The sequence below is a fragment of the Micromonospora sp. NPDC050980 genome, assembly GCF_040653835.1.
Taxonomy (GTDB): domain Bacteria; phylum Actinomycetota; class Actinomycetes; order Mycobacteriales; family Micromonosporaceae; genus Micromonospora.
Genome location: NZ_JBFAGS010000029.1, coordinates 1 through 23,217, shown reverse-complemented (window position 1 = coordinate 23,217; position 23,217 = coordinate 1). Strand labels below are relative to the sequence as shown.

Sequence of the window (23,217 nt, the reverse complement as noted above, 5' to 3'; positions counted from 1 at the left end):
CGGTGCGAGCGGCGGCACGCCTTGACGCTACGCAGGTTCGCTCAGCCAGTGTGCACGGCGGGCATGCACTACTGCTGCAAGTGCCTCCGCCTCGGTCCAGTCGCGCTGAGCGCGTGAGGAAATGCTGCTGGAACCAGCAGCATTTATGGACATTCTGCGGACCAGCGTGCTGAATTGAGTGCGGTTGGTGGTGCCGCCACCAGATACCGAAAGAGCAGTTTCTTGCCCTGCCGCAAGCCCTGTGGTCGGGCCGAACACTCGCGTCCCGGATGGGTCTTCTGAATGAATTCTCTGACGCTATTATCGCGCATAGCCGCGCGGCTCACTGACCAATCGTCAGCAGTCCGGCTACGTCGCTCACCTGTCGCCCTTCTCGTGGGCGTCGGCCTGGTGGGGGCGCTCGCACCGGGATGCGCCACGACAACGGACAGGTCCTCCGCCGTGGACGCACCGCTGTCTTCCGGGACAGTGCGACCGAGCGCCGCGATGGCAACCCCTTCCCCTTCGACCTCGTACCGCCCGCTCGACGCGCTGTGCGCCCGACTGGACCTGCGGATGGTCGCCGATCTTGTGGGGCAGAGTGGCGATCATCGTGACGTCGCCGCCGTTAGCTCGGGCTCGACCGGTTCGGCGTGCGCGGTCACGGTGGGGCGCCTGCCCGGTGGGGTGGTGGTGACGGTCCGCGCTGATGTCGGCGCACCGAATTCTGGTCGGCTGATGTATGAGGGGCTGCGTCAAGTGCAGCTGGGCGGCGGACCGGTCACCGAACTCACCGGCGTCGGGGCCGCCGCCTACGCCTACAGCGATCCAATAGCCGGCATCTCGGTCGTGACTTATGACGCGAACTTGTACCTGACGGTCACCGCTGCACCGCTGCGCGCAGGCGCTGACCTGCCGGATGGCCTGATCGCAGGGCTGAGCGCTACCGCGTCGTCGGGTCTGTCTGCGCTGCGTGCCTGAAAGCCGAACCCGCCGATTCACTCTCTTTTGGAGGTCTTGTCATGCTCGCGTCCCCGCTGCCCGCTGTGTTGCCGGGCCCTGGCGGCACCGACTACGCCCGCTATATGCGCACCAACGAGCTGCTGGCCCTGCAGAAGGAGCCAGCCGAGTGGGTGCACCCCGACGAACTGCTGTTCCAGATCGTGCACCAGAGCAGCGAGCTGTGGCTCAAGCTCACCCGGTCCCACCTGACGCGCGCTCTGGCGCACATGGGCGCCGAGCAGGTCGGGGCGGCGGAGCTGCTCGTCGACCGGGCGGCGGAAGCACTGCGGCTGATCACCGAGCACCTGCGCATCCTGCGGTCCCTGCCCCCCGCGCACTTCGCGGTCATCCGGCCTGCGCTCGGTAACGGCTCGGGATTCGAGTCCCCCGGGTGGCGACTGCTGCGCACAGCGACCACCGAGCTGGACATCGCGTTCAGCCAGCTGCTGTCCTCGCTGCGCGTCACCGCGCTCGACGTTTACCGCGGTCAGCCGTCGGACCCGCTGTACCGGCTCGCCGAAGCTCTGGTGGCCTTCGACGAGCGAATCGCCCTGTGGCGCGCCGAGCACTACAGCATCGCCACCCGCGTCATCGGCCAGGGTGTGCTCGGCACCCGCCGCACGCCCGTCGACAGCCTCGCCGCGCTGATCAGCCACCGGCGGTTCCCGACGCTCTGGGAAGCGCGCACCGCCCTGACGCTGGCGGCCTCGCACGGCATCTGCCCTGCGCGGGGGCAGGCGTGAATGCCACGACCCTGATCGGCCCCGCATCCGTTCGGCAGCGGCTAGCCAACCCCGTGACGCACGCGCACCTGGCGGCATGCAGTATCGCTCCCCGCACCCTTGACACGGAGCAGGCTCTTTCCCAGATGCTCGATGATCTGGCCCGACCCGGCTTCTGGCAGGCGTGCGAGGAGCAGGTCTTGCAGGCTCGCCGGTTGTTCGCACAACTCGTCGGCGCCGACGTCGATCAGATCGCGGTCCTGCCCAACGCCAGCATCGCCGCGCATCAGGTGGCCTCGAGCCGCCGTTGGCGGCGACGCCGCGACATCCTGGCCACGCCCGCGGAGTTCCCGGGGATCGCCCATACCTGGCTTGCGCAGCCGGGATCACGGGTGCGCTGGGTTAATCCGTCCGGGGCAGCGGTCAGCACCGGCGACTACCTTGCGCAGATCACGTCCCGAACCGGGCTGGTGTCGGTGCCCGCCGTCACCTACCGCGACGCCGTCCGCCTCGACGTGGCGCGGATCGCCGATGCCGCGCACAACGTCGGTGCGGCGGTGTGCGTCGACGCCTACCAGGCCGCCGGTGTGATGCCCCTCGATGTCGACTCGCTTGCCTGCGACTACCTGGTGACCGGCACCGGCAAGTACATGCTCGGGCTGCCCGGCCTGGCGTTTCTCTACGTTCGGCATCCGGGCGGTCCACCGCCGGCGCTCACCGGCTGGCTCGGTCGCACCGACCCGCACGCCCTGCGCGCCACCGTTCTGGACTTCCCGCCGCATGCCCGTCGCTACGAGACGGGCACGCCGGCCGCCGCGGCGGTGTATGCCGCCACGGCCGGTCTGTCCCTGATCGGCGGCCTGGACCTTCGACAGGTTCGCCACCATACGCAGCGGATGATCGCCGTGGCCGCGCAGCGCCTGGCCGCGCAGGGTGAGGTCGTGCGTTTGGCGGGCCATGTCGAGGCGCAGGGCGCTCACCTCGCGGTCGTCGAGCCGCACGCGGAGGCGATGGCGGCCTGGCTCGGGCACCGCGGCGTCATCACTGCCCCTCGCGGCGGGGTGCTGCGCCTGGCCATGCACGCCTACACCCTCGACGACGACATCGACGCCGTGTGCGAGGCGATCGCCGCCTACCGGTGCCGCAGCCGCACGCAACCGGGAGGGCTCCGATGAACCCTGAGCCCCTGCGGCGCTGGCTGGCGCAGCCTAAGCCCAGCGCCCACCGCTTCCCCTACGACCGAGTGGTCGACGTGTACCAGCGCTACGGCAAGCAGCTTGTGCCCAAAACGTGGACGACGCTACTAGGCGCAGCCCGTGAGCGGCTGCCCGAGGTGTCCGGGCCCCGGCGACAGGTGGCCGCGTTCCTGGACGCTGTATTGGATAAGGTCGACGGCCGCTTCGACTACCGCACGTATCTCGCCCTGCCACTGCTGCCCATACCCGATCCTGACAGCGAGAGCGAACCTGCAGATCGGCTGTTGGCCCGCCGGGACCGTCTGCACGTCCTGCTCCTATCCGACCTCGCCGCCTTCGAGCTTCGCGGCCTGGATGGCACCGGGACGCCACTATCTGAGCTGCGCCCTGACCCGGTGCTCGCGCGCAAGCGTCTGCACCATGCGGTACGAGCCGCCGCGCCCGCTCTACGGCGGCTCAGCTTCGACCTGCATGCCGCCGATGATCCGGTGGCGCTGGCCCGCCGGCTGGTCGCCCTGGCCTGCATCGATCGCACCTCAGATGATCGGCTGGCCCTACGGACCACCATGCTGCCGGTGTCGAACGTGCACGACGAATGGCTGTTCATCCGGACCCTGCAAACCTTCGAGCTGACCTTCGGACTGTTGGCCGTCGACCTCAGCGCCGCCGTCACGGCCGTGGGCGAGGACCGCCTGCCCTCCGCCGGCATCCGGCTAATCCTGGCCGCCACTCTCCTACGGGAGACCGCTGCGCTGTGGTCGCTGCTGGCCACCATGCAGCCAGAGGCGTTTCATCGCTTTAGGGTGCACACCGACGGGGCCAGCGCCATCCAGTCCCGCGCCTACAAACTGGTCGAATCGCTGTGCCGCGCACCCGACACGCAGCGCTTTCACTCGGCGGCATACCGGTCGGCGCCCGACGTGCGCGCCCGCATCCGCAGCGGACAGATCAGCCTCGATGACGCCCTGAACGCTATCCGCGCCGACCACCGCACTCTCGGAGAGGTTCCTGCTCTGGCCGACGGGATGCAGCGGTTCACCGCCGCCGTGCATCAGTGGAGGCGTACGCACTACCGCCTCGCCGTGCGGATGCTCGGTACCGAACGACCCGGCACCGGCGGCACACCCGGCACCCCCTACCTCCTGCACGGCCGCGACAATGCCGTATTCGGCAGCCGAGGCCCCATTACCGCAGGCAACGAACGCTCATGAGCGCCGCGATAGTTCCATCGCATCCGCGCGGTTCGGTCAACGACCTGTGCGTGCAGGCGCGCGGCTTCCTGCGCCAATACCACGACGAGACCGACACGCCAGGGCATATTCAGCGGTGGTGGGATGTGCGCGCCGAGATCCACGCGACCGGAACGTGGCGGCCGACCTACGACGAGCTGGCCTACGCGGCGCGGGCAGCTTGGCGCAACGCCGGCCGCTGCATCGGCCGGGCCCGCTGGTCCAGCCTCATCGTCCGCGACCGCCGCCACATCACCAGCCTGCAGGATCTACGGCGCGAGCTGACTGGCCATCTCGACGAGGCCACCAATGGCGGACGTGTTCGCTCCGTGCTCACCGTCCTCGCCCCGGGCACCGAGTCCGCCCCAGCGCCGCTGCGCGTCATGAGTCCGCAGCTGGCCCGCTACGCGGCTTGGCCCACTGACGGGGGCATCGTCGGTGACCCCGCCAACGCCGCCCTGACTGCACTCGCCATGGACCTCGGCTGGTCGGGTCCCGCCTACCGCAGCGCGTTCGACCTCCTGCCCTGGATCGCCGCCACCGCCGACGGACGCCTAAACCTGCTACCGGCAGAGCATCGGCACATCCGGGAAGTGCCGATCCATCACCCCGAACACCCGTGGATCGCCGAGCTCGGCCTGCGCTGGCCGGCGGTACCCGTCATCAGCAACATGACTCTCGACGTCGGTGGCCTGCGGTTCCCGGCACCCTTCAGCGGCGCTTTCATGGCCGGCGAGATCGCCACGCGAAACTTCGCCGATCAACACCGCTATCACCAACTCCCCGTCATAGCCGCTGGTCTCGGCCTGTCCGAGCGCGACCGGCTTCGCATCGACAAGGCTCTGCTCATCCTGCACGAAGCCGTCCTGTGCAGCTTCGAGACAGCTGGTGTGTCGATCACCGACCACCACCGGGAAAGCCGCAGCTTCGCCCGCTTCGTTGCGCAGGAGGAAGCCGAGGGCAGGACCGTCAGCGGTGATTGGAGCTGGCTCAACTCCTACCCCATGACGCCCCAAGATCCCTCCTGGAGCCGCTACTACGACGACGGCCAGCCCGCACCGGCGCTGCGCCCGGACCCATACAGCCTCGCCCTCATCGCCGACCACCCGCGGCTCGGCCACGAACCCTCACCGCGTCAGCACGCCGTCGTCCCCCCGGCCGCTGCCGCTACACCCATCGGAACCATCCGGGAGGACCTATGTCCGCACGCACCACCGCACGCCCACGTCAGCGGCTGAACCGTCTGCTGGCGGCGGCGGTCACGCTCATGACCGTGACCGCCGGCCTCGTCGCCGTGGCCACGCCGGCGCAAGCCGCCGGCTGCCGGGTCAGCCCGTACAGCGCCAAGATGGGCGCCATCGACGCGTTCATGGAATACAGCGGCCCCGATATCTTCAGCTACCCCACCTATCCCAGCTACTACCGCGCCACCAGCCAGTGCAGCGACATCCAGATCCGCAACGTCGGCGACGGCCGCGACTTCGGCCCCGTCGACGCCTGCATCAACTTCTACGGACGCGCCACCTGCAACTACTGGACTCACGTGCCCGTCGGCCAGTGGCGCAACCTCGCCACCGGTGTCAAGGACGGCACCAAGTTCTACGTTTGGATCCGCGCCGACTTGGGCCGCTACTACGGATTCAGAGCTGTCGGCGACTGGTGACCGAACGTCCGGAGCCGCCCCAGCGGATCCGGGACCACGCGATCTCAATGAGTGACCGAGCGGTGAGGCGGGCCATCTACAAGCCCGCCTCACCGCTCTCGCCGCGCCCCGCTGGACGTAGGAGCAACTGCGGGCATCCAGCGTGTTGCGGGAGCTGGTACCGGACCTCGACGTCGAAGCTGAGCTTGGCCCCCAATGGACGCCGCCAGCCAGAGGGCCGGCCCGACCGCGGTGCGCCCGCGTGGGACGCATCGTCGCGTGAGACCCAGCGGCGGTGTCGCGTCGCGCGGATGCCTTGCGCCCTCCTGGCCATCGTCAGGCCGCCAAGCTCACCTAGCGCGATGTATGGCGCGGCCCGGCTGAGATGGGTTTAGACGGCCTGTTGAGGGGTGCCGGCCGAGGCACCTTCTCTCGTCATATGGCGACGCCGACAACTTTCGTCTCGGCGGGTTCAACGTCAAGGACGTCTGACCAGGGCGTGGAGTCATTCCCGTGCTGTGGGCACAATCATTCAAGCCATCTGCGAGGTCTCCGTCCGTCGACAGCCTGCGAGCTTGGCTGGCGGATCGAGCGGGGCACGGCTCGGAGCGCCTATGCCACCTGCCGGGCACCATGGCCCGACGTCCACGCTAGGGCGGCACCGACTGTCGGAAGGGCCGCGATGACGGTGAGCGCGGTAGCTGGTCCCGAGGTCTGCCACAGGGCAGCGCAGAACGCGGCACCGCACCCGCCGCCGAGAAAGAGCACAAGACTAAGTAGGCCGATCGCACCGCCTCGAAGTTCGACGGCGGTGTGGAAGGTGGTTTGCGCGGTGAGCAGTGTCTGCGCGACGGCGGAGGCGGTGAACGCCGCCGTGCTGGCCGCGGCGACCGCCCAGGTTCGCGGATCAGCGGCGGCGTAGCTCAGGGCCGCGGCCTGCAACAGACTTGCTGCGGCCAGCACACGCCCGGCGGGAAGCCGTCGCGCCGATCGTGCGGCGGCCCAGGCGATCGCCGCCCCGACGACGGCGCCGGGCAGCAGAAGGAGACCGATGCTCATCGTGCTGTGGCTTTGGTGGCTGAGCAGGTGAGGAGCGGCGTACAGCACGGTGAACAGGCCCGCGTACACGCACGCCCCGGTGGTTGCGGCGTGGCGGAACCAGCGGGCGAACAGCATGTACCGACCGAGAAGCCTGTCAGGGTGCGTCCGCTGACGGATCACCAGGCTGACGGCGGCGGCTACGGTCGTGACCGTGCCGATCACGATGATGCTCGCGCCGGCCTTCCCGGTGGCGTGCTGCGCGGTCAGGAGGAGTCCGGCGGCTACGACGGCGAGCAGACCGGCGGCGGGCCAGTCCACCCGGTTACGTCGTGGCGCGTGGGCGGTGAGGGGCCAGCACAGGGGAACCGCGGCGAGGGATAGCACGGGCAGGACCAGCGCCGCCCGCCACGACCAGTGCGAGGCGATCGCGCCGGCCAGTGGGGCGGTGGCGGAGGAGCCGGCGAGGCAGGCGCCGACGGCTGCTAGCGCCGCCGGACGATGACTGGGAGGTAACTGCGCCATGCTGGTGAGGGCGGTCGCGATGACTGCTCCTGACCCCACCGCCAGAACGACGCGGCCGATCACCACGGTCCCCAGCGTGGGCGCCACGGTGCACACCAGGGCGCCGGTTGCCAGCAGAGTCGCGGCGCAAAGCAGGACCTGACGGGTGCCTCTGGCGTCGGCAAGGCGTCCGGCGGTAACCGCACCGACGCCGACGCCTGCGGCATAGGCGGTGAGGATCCACGCCAGTGCCGCGCCGGTGACGTGAAGATGCCGGGCGGTGTCGGGCAGGGCGACGGCGGCGGCGCTGACTCCGTACACAGCCGGCCCGTACAGGACGCCAAGCCGCCACCCCGACGCGGACCCTCCCGTCACCACGGTGAGGGCCGACCTGGCTGCGGCCGGCGGGCGGGCAGTCATCGGAGTCGTGCCAATACCGCCAGCGGGTGCGCGTGCAGGCCGCTGAGAGCATCCTGTCGTGCCTTTTCCGTGCCGGCCGAGGGCGGGTCGGTTGGGGGTGTGGGAGTACGGCGTCGCCGCAACATCACGGCGACGGCCACGGCGGCGGGGGCTAGGAGGAACGCTCCGCTGAGTGCGGCGACGACGGCGACGGCGAGTGCGGCCACCGCGGCGCAGGTGCGCTGACGCGGCAGAGGGAGCAGCCGCACCGCAGCGGCGAGACCGACCAGGGTGACGCAGGCCAGCAACGCGGCGAATAGACGCATCAGCGTCTCCACCGTCACCACGTGCGGCACGAACGCGGCGGCCAGCGCGACGATCGCGGCGCCAACGGCCTGCACCGTTACGTTGCGCCGGGGCTCGCCATCGCGCGCGGTCACGGCGAGCGCGGCAGGCAGGACGCGGTGACGGGCGAGGGACATGCCGGCGCGGGCACCGGCGGCCACGAACGTGACACTGGCCGCCACGGTGAACAGCACCGCCGCCACCGCGATCATCCCCGACGCCCACGGCCGGTCAACGGGGGCGAGCAGACGCATCAACGGAACCGCCGTGTCGCCCGCCCCGTCGCCAAGAACTCCGACCGTGCAGACGGCCAACCCGGCGTAGAGCGCGATGACGACCGCAAGGCTCACCCCGGCCGCTCTGCGCACCTGCCGAGGATGAGTGAACTCCGCGGAGAGGTTGGCCGTGGCCTCCCACCCACAGACAGCCGTGAACAGCACGGCGACCGCGCTGCCGACCCCGGCGATGCCGTGTGGCGCGAACGGAGTGACCCGCCCGACATCGACACGCGGCCCGGCCATGGTGACCACGACGACCAGCAGCGCGACCAGCACACCAGTCAGACCCAACTGCACCCGCGCGGACAGGCGCAGCCCGACCAGATTCGCCGCGTACACCGCGGCCAGCAGCGCCACGGCCATCGCGGCGGTCACCGCCTGCGAGGCTCCGACCGCGGCCGAGGTGTAGCGGGCTCCCGCGATGGCACCGGCCACCACCCCGGCCGGCACCGCCGCATACAGCCAGCAACCCACCACGGCGGCGGCGCGGTCACCGAAGGCGCGTTGAGTGAACGCGGCAACCCCGCCGGCGTCGGGATAGCGGGCGCCCAAGGTCGCGAACGACGTCGCGATCAGCGCGGAGACGCACAGCAACGCCGCCCACGCCACCAGCGACGCCGGGCCCGCCGCCCGCACCGCCATCGCCGGTAGGACCAGCACTCCAGGGCCGAGAACCGCACCGATGCACAGGGCCGCCCCGCGCGCGGTGCCGATACCGCCGGTCACCGGGCTTTCCTCGTGTCAGCGTTTCCGCCGTCGGGGCGAACCCGGCCGGCCAGGACCGCGAGCACGGCGGCGAAGTCGTCCTCTCGCGGCATGCCCGGAGCGGCGAACAGCTGCGCTTGTCTGGCCTCTACCCGTCCCCGCAGCGTCCTTGCCAGCGCCGCACCAGCGGGGGTGGGCCGAAGCACCACCCGCCGCTGGTCATGCTCGTGCAGCTCACGCTGGACTAGGTTCCGGTCGCTCAACACGGCCAGGGCGCTGGTCAGGGTGGCCCGCGCGATACCCACCTCGGTCGCGATGTCCGGGGGCTCGATCACCTGGCGCGCGCAGACGAGTTCGAGTACGTCGTAGGTCGTCCACGTCATCTCCACGTCGCGCAGTACTGTGCGCTCCAGGTGCGCCCGTACGGTATTGGCGGTGCGGCACAGCTGCGCCACCGGGTCGAGCTCCGTCCGCCGGACAACGCGTCCTTTTACCGCTGGGCGGTACACCCCTGCGTTCGGGCGGCGCGCCACCGAACTCACCGCGACCACCTGATCTGGCGCGGGCGTCGAACGGTTTGCCGATCGCGGCGCCGACCGCGGTCACCGCGGCGGTCTGCGGGTGGCGACGGCAGCGCCGCCGCCGCGCGCGACTGATGTGACTGCTGCGAGAACATGCGTGTACCCCGTTTCAGGACATGGATTTGCCGGGCTGAGTGCGGCGTGGGCTATTCCTGCTGGGCGTGGCGCAGCGGCGGCGCTATCGTCAGGGCGCGGCCGGGCGACCTACCCGGATCGAAGCGCGGCCGTAGCCGATGTCCGCCGTAGGTGCACCTGGTGTGGCGTGAACACACACCCGGTCGGGAAGCGTCAGGCCTGCTGCGGCTTTTCGGTCGCGCCGGTCGCTGCGCCGAGCGCGGCGTTGACGCGTTGACCGAGAAGACGTAGCTGGTGATGAACGTCCACCAATGCCGCGCGCCGCGACAGGGTGGCCTCGGAGCCGGCTGCGTTGACGAGGGCCTCGATGTCAATGCGCAGTCGTTGCAAGTTTCGTCTGGCAGTGGTCAGCGGCAACTCGGCGCCGTGGTCCTGTGCGCTGCCGCGGCGTCGTCCCCTGACACGCAACGTCCGTCGTCGGCCTGCCGTCCCCCGGGTGCCCCTGGCAGAGTCGGCTCGTTGTATTTTGACCAATGCTCTATCTCCTTCTCGACACCGGCGTTGGGTGCGGGCGGGGAGTCATCTCGGCTCGGACGGATTGGCTGGGGGGATGGGGGGACCCGCGGCAGAGCCCTCACTCCACCTGCGGGTCCCCACTCGCCGCTGCCGCCCCCACGGGGGTGAAGGGCAGGCTGGCGAGCTGAGCGCAGTCATCCGGCCATCGCCGTGTCCTCTCGACGAGGCGCGCGGCAGCGGGCAGCGTCGGTTCGACGCGGGCCAGGACAGGCGGTGCTGCCGCAAGGCGTGGCGGGCAGATGACGCGTGCGCCCGAAGCGACGACAGGTCCCCCTCTGACAGTCGTCACCCGCAGTCGGGGCGCCTATCGCGCACAGCTCCCCGATCCGCTACGCTCCAACCAACTTCAGTTCGAACCATCCGAACCGCAGTTGTTGAGGCGATACCGAGAGCTAAGCATGGATCACGTCCTCCGTCAACTAGAGTTCGCTGCTTACCAACCACAGTTGGGAGGGTTGCGTGAGTGACATGCCTGCCGACCAGGTCGATGAGGCCACTTCCCGGCTGATCCAAACTCGGCTGCGGGAACTCTTCGCCGCCGACGACGAGGACCGACCGCCCTACACGGAGGTTGAAGTCGCTCGAGTGCTCACCGCGCGGGGGCACCGCATCAGCGTCGAGGGCATCCGCAAACTCCTGCAGGCTCCCCGGATCAACCCCAAAGCCACCACCCTGTGCGCTCTTGCTGACTTCTTCGGCGTTCCTAAGGGCTATCTTCTCGGCGACGACGAGCCCGAGCCCACAAGTCAGATGGCGCGGGTTATGGCGAGGTCCTTCGATGAGTTGAGCCCCAGGTCCAGGACGACCTTCGCTCGGCTCATCGACGAAATGCGAGAACTTGAAAAGGCCGCAGGTGCGGCGACAGAGCACTCAGGCGCGGCGGACTGACGACCGCCTCTGGCGTAGTGCGTCCAGCCCGGCCCCGTAAGCCTCGGCAGTTCCACCCGTGCCGACTCCGACCCTTGTACAAAAAGTGGCCGAGTCGGAGCGATCCATCCCGCCGCCCCTGAAGGCGTCCATCCCGCCGAAGGTCATCGCGGCGACGCTTGGCCATCGATGGCTCGGGAAGGCCCGCTGCTGAGCTGTTCGCGCCACCGCCCGGCGGTGTCCGCGCGCAGCAGGCGATCAATCATGAGTCCGGCATCTCGCTCCGTGTCGAACTCCCACCGGAGCACCTTGCCGGTCTCACTGTCGCCGGCACGCGCTATCACCCTCCAGCGTGTCTGGCGGACGAGCCAGACATCGCGACGCGCGAGGCGCCCCCAGCTGCCGTTCCACCACCTACGGACTACGTCTTCCACTCGGCGATCGTACGCATGTTCGACTGGTGATCGTGAGCTCAGGGAAGAGATCGTCGTGGCCCAACTGGCGGGTTGTTCTCGGCGATCATCGGCTGTGTCGAACCGCGCGTAGCAGTCGCAGCGGCGAGCGACGCCGTCGTTGGGTCGGTCTGAAAAGCGGCCAAACTGCGGTAGTGCGACGGTGAGGAGCCGGCCCCCGCGCGCAACGGCGGCGCGGGGACCGGTGTCGGTGGCCTGCGGCCTGGGCTGCTCCACCTGCGCGTGACCGTGGCCAGCAGCCGAGCGGTGACCTCGCCGACGTAACCAGGCTCGCCGGCGTCCCCCGCCGCGAGCTAGTCCGACCCGGAGGGCTGGGGATAACTTCCAAGGTTGTGGATAAGAACCTGATCATGCGCGGGTGTGGTAGCGCCTTCGGCACCTGCGTCGATGCTCCGGACCCCGGTGAGGCGGATCCTCGGCGTTGCGAGCCGCGCCGGTAAAATCCCATCTCGAACGCGGACCGCAGATACTGACCGGTCGTTCGATGGCTGGCCACACGGCCACCCGGGTCGTAGCCTGACAATGCCGCTGCGGCGGGGGCCGCGCCCGGTCCCCCGTTCCGGACGACTCCCGCCGCAGCCTTCCTGAGATCTGCGGTAGGCAGATACATCAACCCCTCGTCGGAGTGCATCGACGCATGCGGGCCGACCGTCACGAGCGACCAATCCCTGGGGCCTTCGCTGCGCTGGAGCGGCGTTTATGGCGTCACGAACCGGGGCCGCGGGGTACGGGCCTCGTAGGCGGCCTCGGATTGCCGACAAACCGCGAGCCGGCCCAGCGGTCGCCGTTAAAGATCGACCCCTCCCGCCAACGATGGCCTTAGCCAGCCGCGCCACCTCCCGCAGACCGATCAGATGTCGGCGCGTCACCCAGACAGCCGGCCGGCTCCGTCGGGTCGCCGTGGTGACTGGCGCGCCCAGCACGGAGGTCACAGACTGTGTTCTGTGAGTGACGATCGTGAGCAAGTGGTGCCGTCGGTTGTCGTGCGGGTCGCCCGGCCGGAGCATCCGGTGGCGGCGGTGGCCGACGACGACGAAGCCCGCCGTGGCACCGCGTATCCAGCCGTGCGGGCTGGTGGTCCGCTGTTCGGTCACGCGGCGGATCTCGGCGATGGCCGATGGCGGGTCCACTCGGTGGAGGAGGACACCCCGCAGGCGGCGCGCGACGCACTGGCGCACCGGTTGCGGAAGCGCTTGGCCATGAGCACTGATGCCATGCTGGCAGCCGAGTTGGCAGCGGTGGGTCAGGTGTTGGACTGGGAGAAGGTCAACGAGGTGACGGTCGCGGGTCGCCGGCACCGGGTGGTGCGCGCTGACACCTTCGCTCGCTTCAGTGAGGACGGGCCGGAGCCGCCGCGACCCAGCGATCCGGACACCGGCACCGGCGGCCAGTCGCGTGATGAGGGCGTAGTGGTCGACCCGGGGTCGGTCACCGGGCCCGCGCAGGCGCTGACGCGGGTGGAGCTGCTGACGGCGTACTATCCGAGTGCCCGTGTTCCCGCCGAAGTGTACGCCGACAGCGTCGCCGCGATCCGGTCGCATCCCGACGGGGTGCTCTTGCCGACGGAGTACGCGGTGTCGGAGCTTGTTGGTGGCGGCTGGGAGCCGGTCAGCCATCACCACGCGTCCCCACAGGCTGCCCGTGACCAACTCTGCTTCAAGTTCCGCTACATGATGCCGCGATTCGGTCAGCTCGGTGAAGAGGAGATCGCTGCCTACGGGCGCGCCGCGGACAAGGTCGACGCCACCAGGGCGAACGAGGTGACGGTGCTCGGCCGCCGGTTCCGGGTGACCCGGGTGATAGCGTTGCTGCGCTTCGGGATGGACGGGCCGGAGCCACCGCGGGCGTCCGACTACGATCCTGAGCCACCCCCGGAGGCACACTTCAGCGACCTGCGGGCGCGAGGACTCCTGCCTGAGCCGCAGTGACAGCGCGCGAAGCGCTGCCGACGGTGAGCGGCGTGACGGCGGCACCGACGGGCGTGCGGCGGATCCGGTCGGAGGCCGACGCGGTGGCGCTGGCCCGGTGGCTGCGCGATGGGCGACGCGACTGGCCGGTGGTGCTCGTGACGATCTCGTCTGGGCAGGCGGAGCCGTTCGGCGACCCCGACGCTGTCGCCGAGGCGGTCCATGGCCTCGCGGAGGTGGTGCTGCTGCCCACCCGCGGTCCGTCGTGGGCGTTCTCCCGGTCGATGCCGCCGTCGACGCAGGTGTACGGAGGCGCCGGCCGGGTCTACCCAGTCGGCGACGACTGGGTCACCGACCCCCACCGGGCTCGGCTGCGGTTCGCTTACTGCGCTGAGGACCGGGCCCGGGTCACTGATCAACTTGTCAGCGATGCCCTGGCCGCCGCCGGCACAGCCGGCCTGGGCCGAGTGAACCCCTACTCGCAGGTGCAGAGCCGCACCGGCGTGGTGGAGGGGATCGTCGGTTCCCGAGCCCTGATCCGGCTCAACGACGCGTCGCTCGCCGTGGTGTGGGAGGAGCTGACAGTACCGGGCGTAACCCTGGACCGAGTGCTTACCGCCGGCCAGCAAGTCACCGGCCTCTATGATCCCGCGTCGCGCCGTCTGGATGTACGGCCAGCGCTGCTCCATCCCACCCCGGCCGCCGCCCGCGACGCCGTCACCGACACCTATCAGGAAGGGGACGTCATCTGGACCGACGTCGCCGCGATCACGGCTGACACGGTGACCCTGCGGCTGCTGCCAGGCCTCACCGCTGTCGTGCACCGCGACGCGGTCACCGGCAACGCCCAAGACCTCATGGGTGAGCTGTTCACCACGGGCGAGGCCGTCGCTGCCCGCATCAGCGCCATCGATGCCGGCGGGGTACGGCTGCGCATCGACAGCGTCGACGGCGACACACCCCAATCTGCGCCCAGCCTCCTGCCGGGCGGCCCGGCCTGGCTACCACCACCCCCAGGTGAAGCGATCGCCGCTCGCGCACCCATCGCCGCGGTGGCGTCCCCACTCGCCGCCGGGGTACCACGTCAGGCCACACCGCTGGATCTGGCGCGACGCCACACACCGTCGGCACCGCCCGACCCGGCACTGCCTGAACCGGCGCCGCCCGGCCCAGCGCCGGACGCTGTGGCGCCCGTCGCGCCGAGCCCCGCCTTGCTGGCTCGTGCCACCCGCAGCGCCGCGTTCGACGCCGAGAGAACAGCGCGCGATAGCGCCGAGCGGGAACTGGAGGCGTTGCGGACTCACGCCGCCGCGCTGCAGAACGACCTCGCGCGGGCAGAGCAGCGCATCGAGAATCTGCAGACCCGGTACCGCACCGCCGACCTCGCCCGACAACGCGCGCTGAGACAACTGCGCCGACACCAGGACCGCAGCGACGCCGGTGGCATCGAGCCCAGCGGCGACGCTCCGGCGTTCCTCGACGACGAGGACCAGTTCCGCCACGAGGTCTACACCGAATGGGCACGACGCATCCCGGCCGCCGAGAAAGCCACAAAGCCCTTGGCTGACTATTGCCTCGCCTCCGGCTTTCTCACCAGCCTGGACAATCTGCAGGGCATCAGCCGCGTGAAGGTCGTGTCCGTCGTCGTCGAGGTCCTCACCGGCCAGGCGCCACACCTCGCGGGCCGGGACCTGCACCAACTTCGCGCAGGCAGCAATGGAAGCAACTACCACACCCGCGCCGACGGTGCGACCTGCTGGCGCGTCGCCCTGCAGCGCGGCACCGCCTCCGCCCGCCGCATGCACTACTGGCGCACCGCCGATGGCTACGAGCTATCCCGGGTCACCGTTCACGACGACTATCAACCCTGACCACCGCGCCGCGCCCGTGGCTACAAGGTGTTGGCGTCCTCCGCCGCTCACCAGGCGACACACACTGCACAGCGACGTGCACAGCGAGTAGCTGCCTGCACTTCACCGGACCGACGCACCGCGCTCGACCGCCTTCATCGACGTGCGCCAGCGGGGCAGCTTGTCGGGTCATCGAGTAGGTCGCCGCCGGCCGCCGCCCCGGCGGGCCGGGAGCCTGTTTAGGTGAGGTCGGGCGGTCCGTCGGCGACGAAGTGCCCGTCGGTGAACGACAGCTGGTCCTCGTCGTAGCTGGCGTTCTCCAGATGCCCGACGATCCGCAGGTGGCAGGCCGCGCACGTCAGAGCCCATTTCTGCTCTGCCGCGATCTTGGTCTGGACTCCGGCGATGGAATAGGTGCCGGCGGGCCTGCTGGCCAGGATCGGCTCGATCGCGATTGAGCCAGTCGCGCCGCATCTAGGACAAGGCTTCATCCGTGCGTCACCTCCCTCGTCGCGGCACCGATCGGGTACCTGCGTCGACGATACGATCCGGCTGGCGGATCCTTCCACGGGATTCCTCCCCGGCGGCCTCGGCGGTGTCCCACGGAAGGATGCAGATCCCACGGCCGTGGCGGGAGCGGTCCTGATGACTAGGGCCCCTGTCGCGCAGCCGGCGGATGCGGCTTGCGACCGTTGCTGAGATCAGTGACCGGCAACGACGACCGCAAGGACCCCGCCGGCGATCAGGTAGGGGCCGAAGGCGAGGTCCGGCTTGCCCACCGCGAGGCGGGTCAGGGCCTCTGGCGCGGCCAGAACATAGGGTAGTAGAGCTCCCCACAGCACCGCGGGCCAACCGAGGGCTCCCAGTGCCGCGCCGAGCAGAGCCGCGAGCCGGACATCGCCCATGCCGACTGCGGTGATCCCCAGGGCGGTCATCAGAAGGTAGCCGCCGCCCAGCGTGCCCGCGGCCAGCAGCGCAGTGAGCAGAGTGCGGGTCTGGTCGGTGACCAGCGTGTGCACGCACAGCGCTGTCGCCACCGCGATCGACGCGGCCCCAATGATGGGTGTGGGGAGCCTGCGCGTCTCAACGTCAACGCCGGCGAGCAGTACTCCGGCGTACAGCACGATCAGCCATACCCCGACCAGTAGTGGTCCGCCCGATCGTCCAGCCACCAGCTCAGCGATGCCGGTCGAGGCGGCGGCCATACCGAGACCACTGCCGCACACCGCTGCCAGACGCCATGGCCACCACCGAATGGAAGCCGGAGCGCGGCGCCACCTCCGAAGGCTTCGGTCGCTATCGAAAGACGGTCGTAACCCGTCCACAATGCAGGCACATACCGCCGGCAAGACTGCCCCTGTTGCCGCCGTGCACAACCACCACACCCAGGTCATCGCCCGACTCCCTCGTACCCAGACCAAGAGCTGAAGAGAAGTTGGCAGCGACCCTTCCGATGCCCGCCCTGCCGATCGTCCGAGCGGGACAATGCCGACACAGAGGTCCTGTCACCACCGGTGGCGGTGCCCAGTTTCGCCTCGAGCGCGATGCCAACCGACGCAACCGCACCTCCTAACCATAGTTGGTCGACCGCGAACTGTGGTTGACGAGTGTTGTGGGCGTGTGTTTAGCTCACCTCTGAAGCTCCAACTGTGGTTCGCCCCTGGCGAACCATAGTTCTGCTGCTGATTCGTCCGCTCTTCTCCTGCGGGGAGCGGGGGTGCGGGTCCCTGCCGACCTTGCTTACGACAGGCCCGAGTCGGCCGAGGCGACGCCAGTTCAGCTAACACGCGATGCCCAGGACCGCGAGACCGGTCGTCTCGCCGATTCGAGGAGACGAGATCACGCATGACGACACAGATCACCACTGGCCGCCACCGGGGTGCTAGGCCCTGGGGCCACGGGCTTCGGCTCGTCGGGCTGTCCCTCGGCCTCTGCCTGGCCGCGGCTGTGAGCGCCTGCGACAGCGACACGGCGGACGACGACCCGGCCGAGACCCGGATGCCGTCTCAGTCCGAGACGCGGGTAACCGCGAGCGCGAACGACGGCGACGCGGCGTTGACCGCCTACCGCGGGATGTGGCGGGCGTACGCCATAGCCGGCCTTACCGCCAACCCGCAGGAACCGGAACTGGCCCGCTACGCCACGGGCGACGCGCTGTCGGCGTTGACGTCCGGGCTGACGAAGCTGCGCGCGGACGGGGAGGTCATCAAGGGTGACTACACCTCGGCGCCGCAGGTCGTCAGCGCCTCACCGTCAGCGGCCCCGGCGAGCATCGCCGTACAGGACTGCCTGGACACCACCCGCTTCCTGACCTACAAGGCGGCGACCGGCGCATTGGTCGACGACACCCCGGGCGGTAACCGCGCCGTGCGGGCGACGGTGATCCGCGATGGCACAGTGTGGAAGGTGTCCAGCTTCGGCGCGCAGGCGGTGGGCACATGTTGAGGTGTGCGCTGCGCGCAGCCCTGGTGACGCTGCTCGCCGCCACCGCCGTGACTGCCAGCGCGAGCGCCGCCGCGGCTGACGATGGCATCGGCCATGTCGACTGCGCGCAGAACCCGTCTATGCCGGGTTGCGACCTCACCGCCGAGAGCCCCGGCAACCCGAGTGAGGCGTCGGGTGGGTCGGGCAGCGGCGACGCCGAAGACGGTTCCACCGGTGCAAGCGGCACCTGCTACTGGGCTCCCGTGGACGGTAACCGCCCCGCGCCCGAGGGCAAGGGCCCCCAGGGCGGCTGGTATGCGCGGACCTGCCTGAGCAACGGCATCGGTTCGCAAGGCACCCCGGTGTGGCTCGACCAAGCCCCTGGGGTGGACCTGGCCGCGTTAGCGCAGTCGGCGAGGTCGCAGCTGCGTCTGCCCGCGCCGGGGATCCGGACGAACCCTGACGCGGCGCCGTTCGTGCTGGTGCGGGTACCGGTGTGGTTGTGGGTGAATCCGGGGTCGTGGGGCACCCGGTCGGCCTCGGCGTCGGTGCCCGGGGTGACGGTGACCGCGACAGCGATCCCCACCACCGTTCGGTGGTCCTTCGATGACGCAACTGCTGATCTGACGTGCAACGGTCCGGGCAGGCCGTGGAAGCCTGGCACGGACCCGCGGGCGGCCTCACCGTGCGGGCACACCTATATCCGCTCCTCGGCTGCCGCACCCAATGAGGCGTTTCGACTGCGGGCGACGGTGACGTGGTCGGTGACGTGGTCCGGTCCGGGCGGCGGAGGCACGCTCGCGCCGCTGACGACGACATCGACGGCAGCGGTGCGGGTCGCGCAGTCGCAGGCGATCATCGGCAGCGCGCGGTGAGTGTCACGACGGATCGCCCGCCGACGAGCACAGCCGTGCCAGGCGCCCCGGCGCGACGGACGGGCAGGCGCAGTGGACGGCGTGTGGCCGCTGGGGTGCTGCTGGTGCTCGCGACGGTGGTGACGTTCCTGCAAGTGGACGCGCGTCGCCACGCCGAGGAGCGGTTTCTGGCGGTGACGCGGCCGGTGCCTGCCGGTGCGGTGATCGGCGATACGGACGTGCGAGTGGTGCGGGTGGCGAATCCGTCGCGCCTAGCCCTGGTCAGCGCCGATCGGCGCGACGAGGTGGTCGGGCGAACGGCGGCGGTGCCGCTGGCCGTCGACAGTCTGGTGGTGTCGTCGCAGGTGGGGCCCCCGGTGTGGCCGCCGCTCGGGCAGGCGGTGATCGCGGTCGCGGTCAAGGTCGGACGCGCTCCCGCCGGCTTGGCCGCGGGGGCGCGGGTCGTGGTTCTCGCGGCGCCGGCAGCTGGCGCCGAGCAGGCCGCCGGGTCCCCGCCAGCCGGGCAGGCGGCGGGGAGGCGGCGGGCGGTCGCCAGCGTGGTGTCGATTGCCGGCGCGGATCAGGCCGGCGCGCAGGTGGTGACGCTGCTGCTGGCGACGCAGGAGGCCGAGGCCGTTGCCTCGGCGGCGGGAGATGTGGCGCTGGTGCAGCTCGGGCCAGGGCAGTGAGAGACGGACGGGAAGGGTCTGCGTGATGTTGGTGATGCTCGCGTCGGTGTCCGGCGCTCCAGGCGTGTCGACGGCCGCGGTGGGTTTGTCCGCGTTGTGGCCGAACAGGCCTGGCCTGCTCGTGGAAGTCGACCCGTGTGGCGGGGTGCTCGCGGCGCGGTTCTCGGTGCCGCAGGAGCCGGGCTTGGCCGCGTTGGCGGCGGCGGCCCGTCATGGTCTACCGGCGGTCGGGCCGGCGCAGTTCGTGCAAGCGCTGCCTTTAGGGGTGCACGCGGTTGTGGGGGCGGGTGCGGCCGAGACCGCCGCGGGGGCGGTGTCGGTGCTCGCCGGTCAGCCGGAAACCCTCGCAGGGTTGGCGCCGGTGGTGATCGCCGATGCCGGACGTCTCTACCCCGGCAGCCCCGCCCAGGCCATGGTGAGCCGGGTCGACGCGTTGGTGCTCGTGACGGCCGGTGAGACCGAGCACCTCGACCACCTCGACACCCGGCTGGCGGCCCTGCGCACCGACGCGCGCACGTCGCAGGTGGGCGTGGCGGTCGTCGGCAAGTGCGCCTACGAGCCGCAGGAGATCAGCGGGCGTCTCGGCGTGCCGGTGTGGGCGCACCTGCCCACCGACCGGTGGGGCGCGGCTGTGCTGTCGGGCCGGTTGAGCGGGCCGGCATGGACGCGCACGCGTCTGGCGCAGGCGCTGCGTGGTCTGGCCGCGACCCTCGCGACTCAGTCGCAGCCGCAGCAGGTCCGCGCGCCTCTTGAGGTTGTCCGATGACCGCGCCCGCCAGCGGCGGCCCCAGCGGCATAGTGGCGCCGGAGCTGGTGGCGCAGTTACGCGCTCGGGTCAGTGACCGGCTCACCGATCACGGCGGGCAGTTGCCCGACGCCCAGCGTCAAGCGGTCATCGCCGGCTACATCGCCGAGGAACTACTCACGCACGCGCGCGAAGTCATCAGCGCGGGCCGGCAGCCGCCGAGTCCGCAAGCCGAGGCGGCGCTGGCGCGGGCCCTGCGTGACAGCTTCACCGGCCTGGCAGGGCTGCAGCGGCTCATCGACGACCCCCTGGTGGAGGACGTCTTCGCCAACGGCTGCGACAACGTGTGGGTCCGCACCACTGGCGGACAGATGCTGCGGGTGCCGCCGATCGCCGCGTCGGATGAGGCCCTCATCGACCTGGTGCGGGTCGCGGCGGCGCGCAGCGGCCAGGAGGAGCGCCGCTTCGACCGCGGCTCCCCGGGCCTGTCGCTGCGGCTGCCGGGCGGGCAGCGGCTGTTCGCCGTGATGGCCGTAGCCAAGCGGCCCAGCGTGTCGATCCGCCGCAACGTGCTGCACCAGGTCACCCTCGACGACCTCGTGCGCCGTCGAGAACTCACCGCCGGGCTGCGCGCACTGATCGAAGCCATGGTGCGGGCGCGCAAGAACGTGGTGATCTGCGGCGGCACCGGCGCCGGTAAGACCACCCTGCTGCGCGCCGCCGCCGGGGCCATTGACCCGCACGAGCGGATCGTCACCGTCGAGGACGCCTTCGAACTCGGCCTCGACGAGAACACCCACGCGCACCCCAACTGCACGGCGCTGCAGCAGCGCGAACCGAACCTTGAGGGCGTCGGCGGAATCGACATGGCCACCATGGTCAAGTGGGGGCTGCGGATGCGCCCCGACCGGGTCATCGTCGGGGAGTCCCGCGGCGCTGAGGCCGTACCCATGCTCTTGGCTATGAGCCAAGGAAACGACGGCAGCATGTGCACCTTGCACGCCTCCTCCAGCAAGCAGGCACTGACCCGGCTCGCGATGTATGTCATGCAGGCTCCGGAGAAGCTGACCTTCGACGCCGCGAACGTGCTCATCGGCCAGGCCGTCGACTTCGTCGTGCACCTCGACGTCGCCACCGACGGCACTCGCGTCCTGTCCTCCATCCGGCAGGTCCTGGAGACCGACGGCACCCAGGTGCCCTCCAACGAGATCTACCGCCCCGGTCACGACCGCCGCGCGGTCCTGGCCGCGCCGATGCGCACGGACACCTTCGAAGAGCTCACCGCGGCCGGTCTCGACGCGGGTGCGCTCGCCCGGGACCGGTGGTGACGATGACCCTGCTGCCGCTCGTTTTGGGCCTCGGCTGCGCCGCCGGCCTCGTTCTGGTCGCCGACGGGCTGCGCCGACGCCCACCCGGCGCCCCTGCAGGTCGACGGCGACGTGCGTGGACGAGCGCTGAGCGCACCCGGCTGCTGGCCGCCGCCGGCGGCGGGGTCGCGGCGGCGGCGGTGACCCGCTGGCCGGTGGCGGCGCTGCTGGCCGCCGCCGCCGTGTGGGCGCTGCCCCGCGTGCTCGGCCCCGACCGTGAACACCAGCGCGCGGTCGCCCGCATCGAGGCGGTCGCCACCTGGGCGGAACTACTACGCGACACCCTGTCGTCTGCGGCCGGGCTGGAGCAGGCCATCACCGCCACCGCGCCGGTCACCCCTCAGTCGATCCGCCCCCAAGTCCAGGCCCTGGCCGCGGCTGTGCGGGGCGGAAACCGCCTGCCCGACGCGCTGCGGGTGTTCGCCGCCGACCTCGCCGACCCGACCGCCGACCTGGTCGTGCGGGCGCTGACGCAGGCCGCCGGCTATCACGGCGGCCAACTGTCACAGTGTTTGTCCAGCCTCGCCATCACGGCCCGTGAGCTGGCCGGGATTCGGATGCGGGTGGCGACGAAGCGGGCCGCGACGCGCACCGCCGCCAGGGTGATCACCGGCACCGCGGTGGCGATGGTCGCCGGGCTGATCGTGCTCAACCGCGGGTTTCTCGCCCCCTACCGCAGCGTCACTGGGCAGCTGGTGCTCCTCGTCGTCGGGGCGGTGTTCGCCGCGGGCTTCTGGTGGCTGGCCCGCGCCTCCCGCCTTCCGCAGCCGCCGAGGGTCCTGGCCGATGGGAGGCAGGGGTCATGAGCGTCGTGCTGGCCTGTGGGATCGCCGCCGGGCTCGGCCTGCTCCTCATCGCCACCGGCCTTCTGCCGGCCCGGCCCAGCCTTAGCCAGGCTCTGCAAGCACTGCGCCGCTCACCGGCGGCACGGCAGGAGGCGACGCCGGCCCGGGCCCGTCTGCTGGCCGCGCCGCTGCGCGCCCTCGGCCTGCCCCGCCGGCGCATGCGCGCCGACCTGGCCGTGCTCGACCGCCCGGTCGCGCTGCACCTGGCCGACCAGACCCTCGCCGTCATCGCCGGCCTGATTTTGCCGCCGGTAGCCATGGCTGTGCTCGCCGCCGGTGGGGTCAGCTTCGCCTCTGGCATGCCGGTGTGGGCGTCCCTGGCCGGCGCGGCGGGCGGCTGGTGGCTGGCCGAGTCCACCGTGCACGCCGAAGCTGGTCGGCGCCGCGACGAGCTGCGCTACGCCCTGTCCGCCGTCCTCGATCTCGTGGTGATCTCCCTCGCTGGTGGCGCCGGCCTCGAACAGGCCCTCGACGACGCCTGCGCCGACAGTCGTGGCTGGGCCGCGCAGCGGATACAGCGAGCGGTCGACACGGCTCGGCTGCTACGGGTCGCCCCGTGGCAGGCCCTCGGGCAGCTCGGCGAGGACACCGGCGTCATCGAGTTGCAGGAGCTGGCCGCGACTATGAGCCTCGCCGGATCCGAAGGCGCCCGCATCCGTGACTCTCTGACCATCCGCGCCGCCACCCTGCGCGCTCACCAGGCCGCCGCCCTGGAAGCCCGCGCCAACGCCGCGACCGAGCGCATGTCGATGCCGGTCATGCTCCTGGCCGCCGCCTACATGCTGTTCCTGCTCTACCCGGCGGTCAGCGCCGTCGACACGTTCTGACAAAAGGTCCGTGAGTTCACGAATTCCGAAGTGTCATTACGCCGGAACTGAAGGGAGGTACGCAGCTATGAGGCTATCTGAGTCCGTGGGTTCACGAA

22 protein-coding genes are annotated in these 23,217 nt (G+C 70.6%); 16 read left to right on the top strand and 6 right to left on the bottom strand.

Annotated features, from left to right (window positions below; genetic code table 11):
- Positions 1–441: 441 nt before the first annotated feature.
- The 6 genes from AB0H28_RS27305 (at position 442) to AB0H28_RS27280 (ending at position 5,791) form a co-directional block, all read left to right on the top strand.
- Positions 442–960: a hypothetical protein gene (locus AB0H28_RS27305; RefSeq protein ID WP_358046041.1), complete on the top strand. Its 519-nt coding sequence runs from the start codon at positions 442–444 to the stop codon at positions 958–960.
- A gap of 41 nt (positions 961–1,001) precedes the next feature.
- Positions 1,002–1,724: a tryptophan 2,3-dioxygenase family protein gene (locus AB0H28_RS27300; protein ID WP_358046038.1), complete on the top strand. Its 723-nt coding sequence runs from the start codon at positions 1,002–1,004 to the stop codon at positions 1,722–1,724.
- 125 nt (positions 1,725–1,849) lie between these two features.
- Positions 1,850–2,878: an aminotransferase class V-fold PLP-dependent enzyme gene (locus tag AB0H28_RS27295; protein WP_358046035.1), complete on the top strand. Its 1,029-nt coding sequence runs from the start codon at positions 1,850–1,852 to the stop codon at positions 2,876–2,878.
- Positions 2,875–4,110 carry a tryptophan 2,3-dioxygenase family protein gene (locus tag AB0H28_RS27290; RefSeq protein WP_358046032.1) on the top strand — a complete coding sequence of 412 codons (1,236 nt, stop codon included), beginning with the start codon at positions 2,875–2,877 and terminating at the stop codon, positions 4,108–4,110. Before AB0H28_RS27295 ends, AB0H28_RS27290 begins: the two co-directional genes overlap by 4 nt.
- Positions 4,107–5,366 carry a nitric oxide synthase oxygenase gene (locus tag AB0H28_RS27285; RefSeq protein ID WP_358046029.1) on the top strand — a complete coding sequence of 420 codons (1,260 nt, stop codon included), beginning with the start codon at positions 4,107–4,109 and terminating at the stop codon, positions 5,364–5,366. The genes AB0H28_RS27290 and AB0H28_RS27285 overlap by 4 nt, the downstream gene beginning before the upstream one ends.
- Positions 5,327–5,791, top strand: a complete 465-nt coding sequence (locus AB0H28_RS27280; RefSeq protein WP_358046026.1) for a hypothetical protein — start codon at positions 5,327–5,329, stop codon at positions 5,789–5,791. Before AB0H28_RS27285 ends, AB0H28_RS27280 begins: the two co-directional genes overlap by 40 nt.
- A 591-nt stretch (positions 5,792–6,382) precedes the next feature.
- Here the strand turns inward: AB0H28_RS27280 and AB0H28_RS27275 are convergent.
- The 4 genes from AB0H28_RS27275 to AB0H28_RS27260 all read right to left on the bottom strand — a co-directional run bounded on the left by AB0H28_RS27275 (position 6,383) and on the right by AB0H28_RS27260 (position 10,112).
- Entirely contained in the window at positions 6,383–7,732 is a 1,350-nt protein-coding gene (locus tag AB0H28_RS27275; RefSeq protein WP_358046023.1) for an MFS transporter, read from the bottom strand.
- Positions 7,729–9,060: an APC family permease gene (locus AB0H28_RS27270; RefSeq protein WP_358046020.1), complete on the bottom strand. Its 1,332-nt coding sequence runs from the start codon at positions 9,058–9,060 to the stop codon at positions 7,729–7,731. The genes AB0H28_RS27275 and AB0H28_RS27270 overlap by 4 nt, the downstream gene beginning before the upstream one ends.
- Complete coding sequence (locus AB0H28_RS27265) at positions 9,057–9,581, bottom strand: MarR family winged helix-turn-helix transcriptional regulator (RefSeq protein WP_358046017.1); 525 nt, start codon at positions 9,579–9,581, stop codon at positions 9,057–9,059. Before AB0H28_RS27265 ends, AB0H28_RS27270 begins: the two co-directional genes overlap by 4 nt.
- A 327-nt stretch (positions 9,582–9,908) precedes the next feature.
- On the bottom strand, positions 9,909–10,112 hold the full coding sequence (locus AB0H28_RS27260) for a hypothetical protein (RefSeq protein ID WP_358046014.1): 204 nt from the start codon (positions 10,110–10,112) through the stop codon (positions 9,909–9,911).
- 627 nt (positions 10,113–10,739) lie between these two features.
- Here AB0H28_RS27260 and AB0H28_RS27255 point away from each other — a divergent pair.
- From AB0H28_RS27255 to AB0H28_RS27245, 3 genes are all read left to right on the top strand, one after another.
- The gene (locus AB0H28_RS27255; RefSeq protein ID WP_358046090.1) at positions 10,740–11,159 is read left to right on the top strand and encodes a hypothetical protein; all 420 of its coding nucleotides are present in this window, start codon (positions 10,740–10,742) and stop codon (positions 11,157–11,159) included.
- A gap of 1,396 nt (positions 11,160–12,555) precedes the next feature.
- Positions 12,556–13,539, top strand: coding sequence for a DUF5954 family protein (locus AB0H28_RS27250; protein WP_358046087.1), 984 nt, complete (start codon positions 12,556–12,558; stop codon positions 13,537–13,539).
- Positions 13,540–13,571: 32 nt separating this feature from the next.
- The gene (locus AB0H28_RS27245) at positions 13,572–15,389 is read left to right on the top strand and encodes a hypothetical protein (protein WP_358046011.1); all 1,818 of its coding nucleotides are present in this window, start codon (positions 13,572–13,574) and stop codon (positions 15,387–15,389) included.
- A 218-nt stretch (positions 15,390–15,607) separates the two neighbouring features.
- Here the strand turns inward: AB0H28_RS27245 and AB0H28_RS27240 are convergent, their stop codons facing one another.
- Together AB0H28_RS27240 and AB0H28_RS27235 are read right to left on the bottom strand one after the other, a co-directional pair.
- Complete coding sequence (locus AB0H28_RS27240) at positions 15,608–15,937, bottom strand: hypothetical protein (RefSeq protein WP_358046008.1); 330 nt, start codon at positions 15,935–15,937, stop codon at positions 15,608–15,610.
- Between the two features lie 132 nt (positions 15,938–16,069).
- Positions 16,070–16,573 carry a prepilin peptidase gene (locus tag AB0H28_RS27235; protein ID WP_358046005.1) on the bottom strand — a complete coding sequence of 168 codons (504 nt, stop codon included), beginning with the start codon at positions 16,571–16,573 and terminating at the stop codon, positions 16,070–16,072.
- A 640-nt stretch (positions 16,574–17,213) separates the two neighbouring features.
- Here AB0H28_RS27235 and AB0H28_RS27230 point away from each other — a divergent pair.
- From AB0H28_RS27230 to AB0H28_RS27200, 7 genes are all read left to right on the top strand, one after another.
- On the top strand, positions 17,214–17,813 hold the full coding sequence (locus AB0H28_RS27230; protein WP_358046002.1) for a hypothetical protein: 600 nt from the start codon (positions 17,214–17,216) through the stop codon (positions 17,811–17,813).
- A gap of 23 nt (positions 17,814–17,836) precedes the next feature.
- A complete protein-coding gene (locus AB0H28_RS27225; protein ID WP_358045999.1) occupies positions 17,837–18,667 on the top strand; it encodes a hypothetical protein in 831 nt (276 codons plus the stop codon).
- 83 nt (positions 18,668–18,750) lie between these two features.
- Complete coding sequence (locus AB0H28_RS27220) at positions 18,751–19,335, top strand: SAF domain-containing protein (RefSeq protein WP_358045996.1); 585 nt, start codon at positions 18,751–18,753, stop codon at positions 19,333–19,335.
- A 25-nt stretch (positions 19,336–19,360) separates the two neighbouring features.
- A complete protein-coding gene (locus tag AB0H28_RS27215) occupies positions 19,361–20,101 on the top strand; it encodes a hypothetical protein (RefSeq protein WP_358045993.1) in 741 nt (246 codons plus the stop codon).
- Positions 20,098–21,408, top strand: a complete 1,311-nt coding sequence (locus AB0H28_RS27210) for an ATPase, T2SS/T4P/T4SS family (RefSeq protein ID WP_358045989.1) — start codon at positions 20,098–20,100, stop codon at positions 21,406–21,408. Before AB0H28_RS27215 ends, AB0H28_RS27210 begins: the two co-directional genes overlap by 4 nt.
- A gap of 2 nt (positions 21,409–21,410) precedes the next feature.
- Positions 21,411–22,253 carry a type II secretion system F family protein gene (locus tag AB0H28_RS27205; RefSeq protein WP_358045986.1) on the top strand — a complete coding sequence of 281 codons (843 nt, stop codon included), beginning with the start codon at positions 21,411–21,413 and terminating at the stop codon, positions 22,251–22,253.
- Positions 22,250–23,119 carry a type II secretion system F family protein gene (locus AB0H28_RS27200; RefSeq protein ID WP_358045983.1) on the top strand — a complete coding sequence of 290 codons (870 nt, stop codon included), beginning with the start codon at positions 22,250–22,252 and terminating at the stop codon, positions 23,117–23,119. Before AB0H28_RS27205 ends, AB0H28_RS27200 begins: the two co-directional genes overlap by 4 nt.
- Positions 23,120–23,217 lie beyond the last annotated feature (98 nt).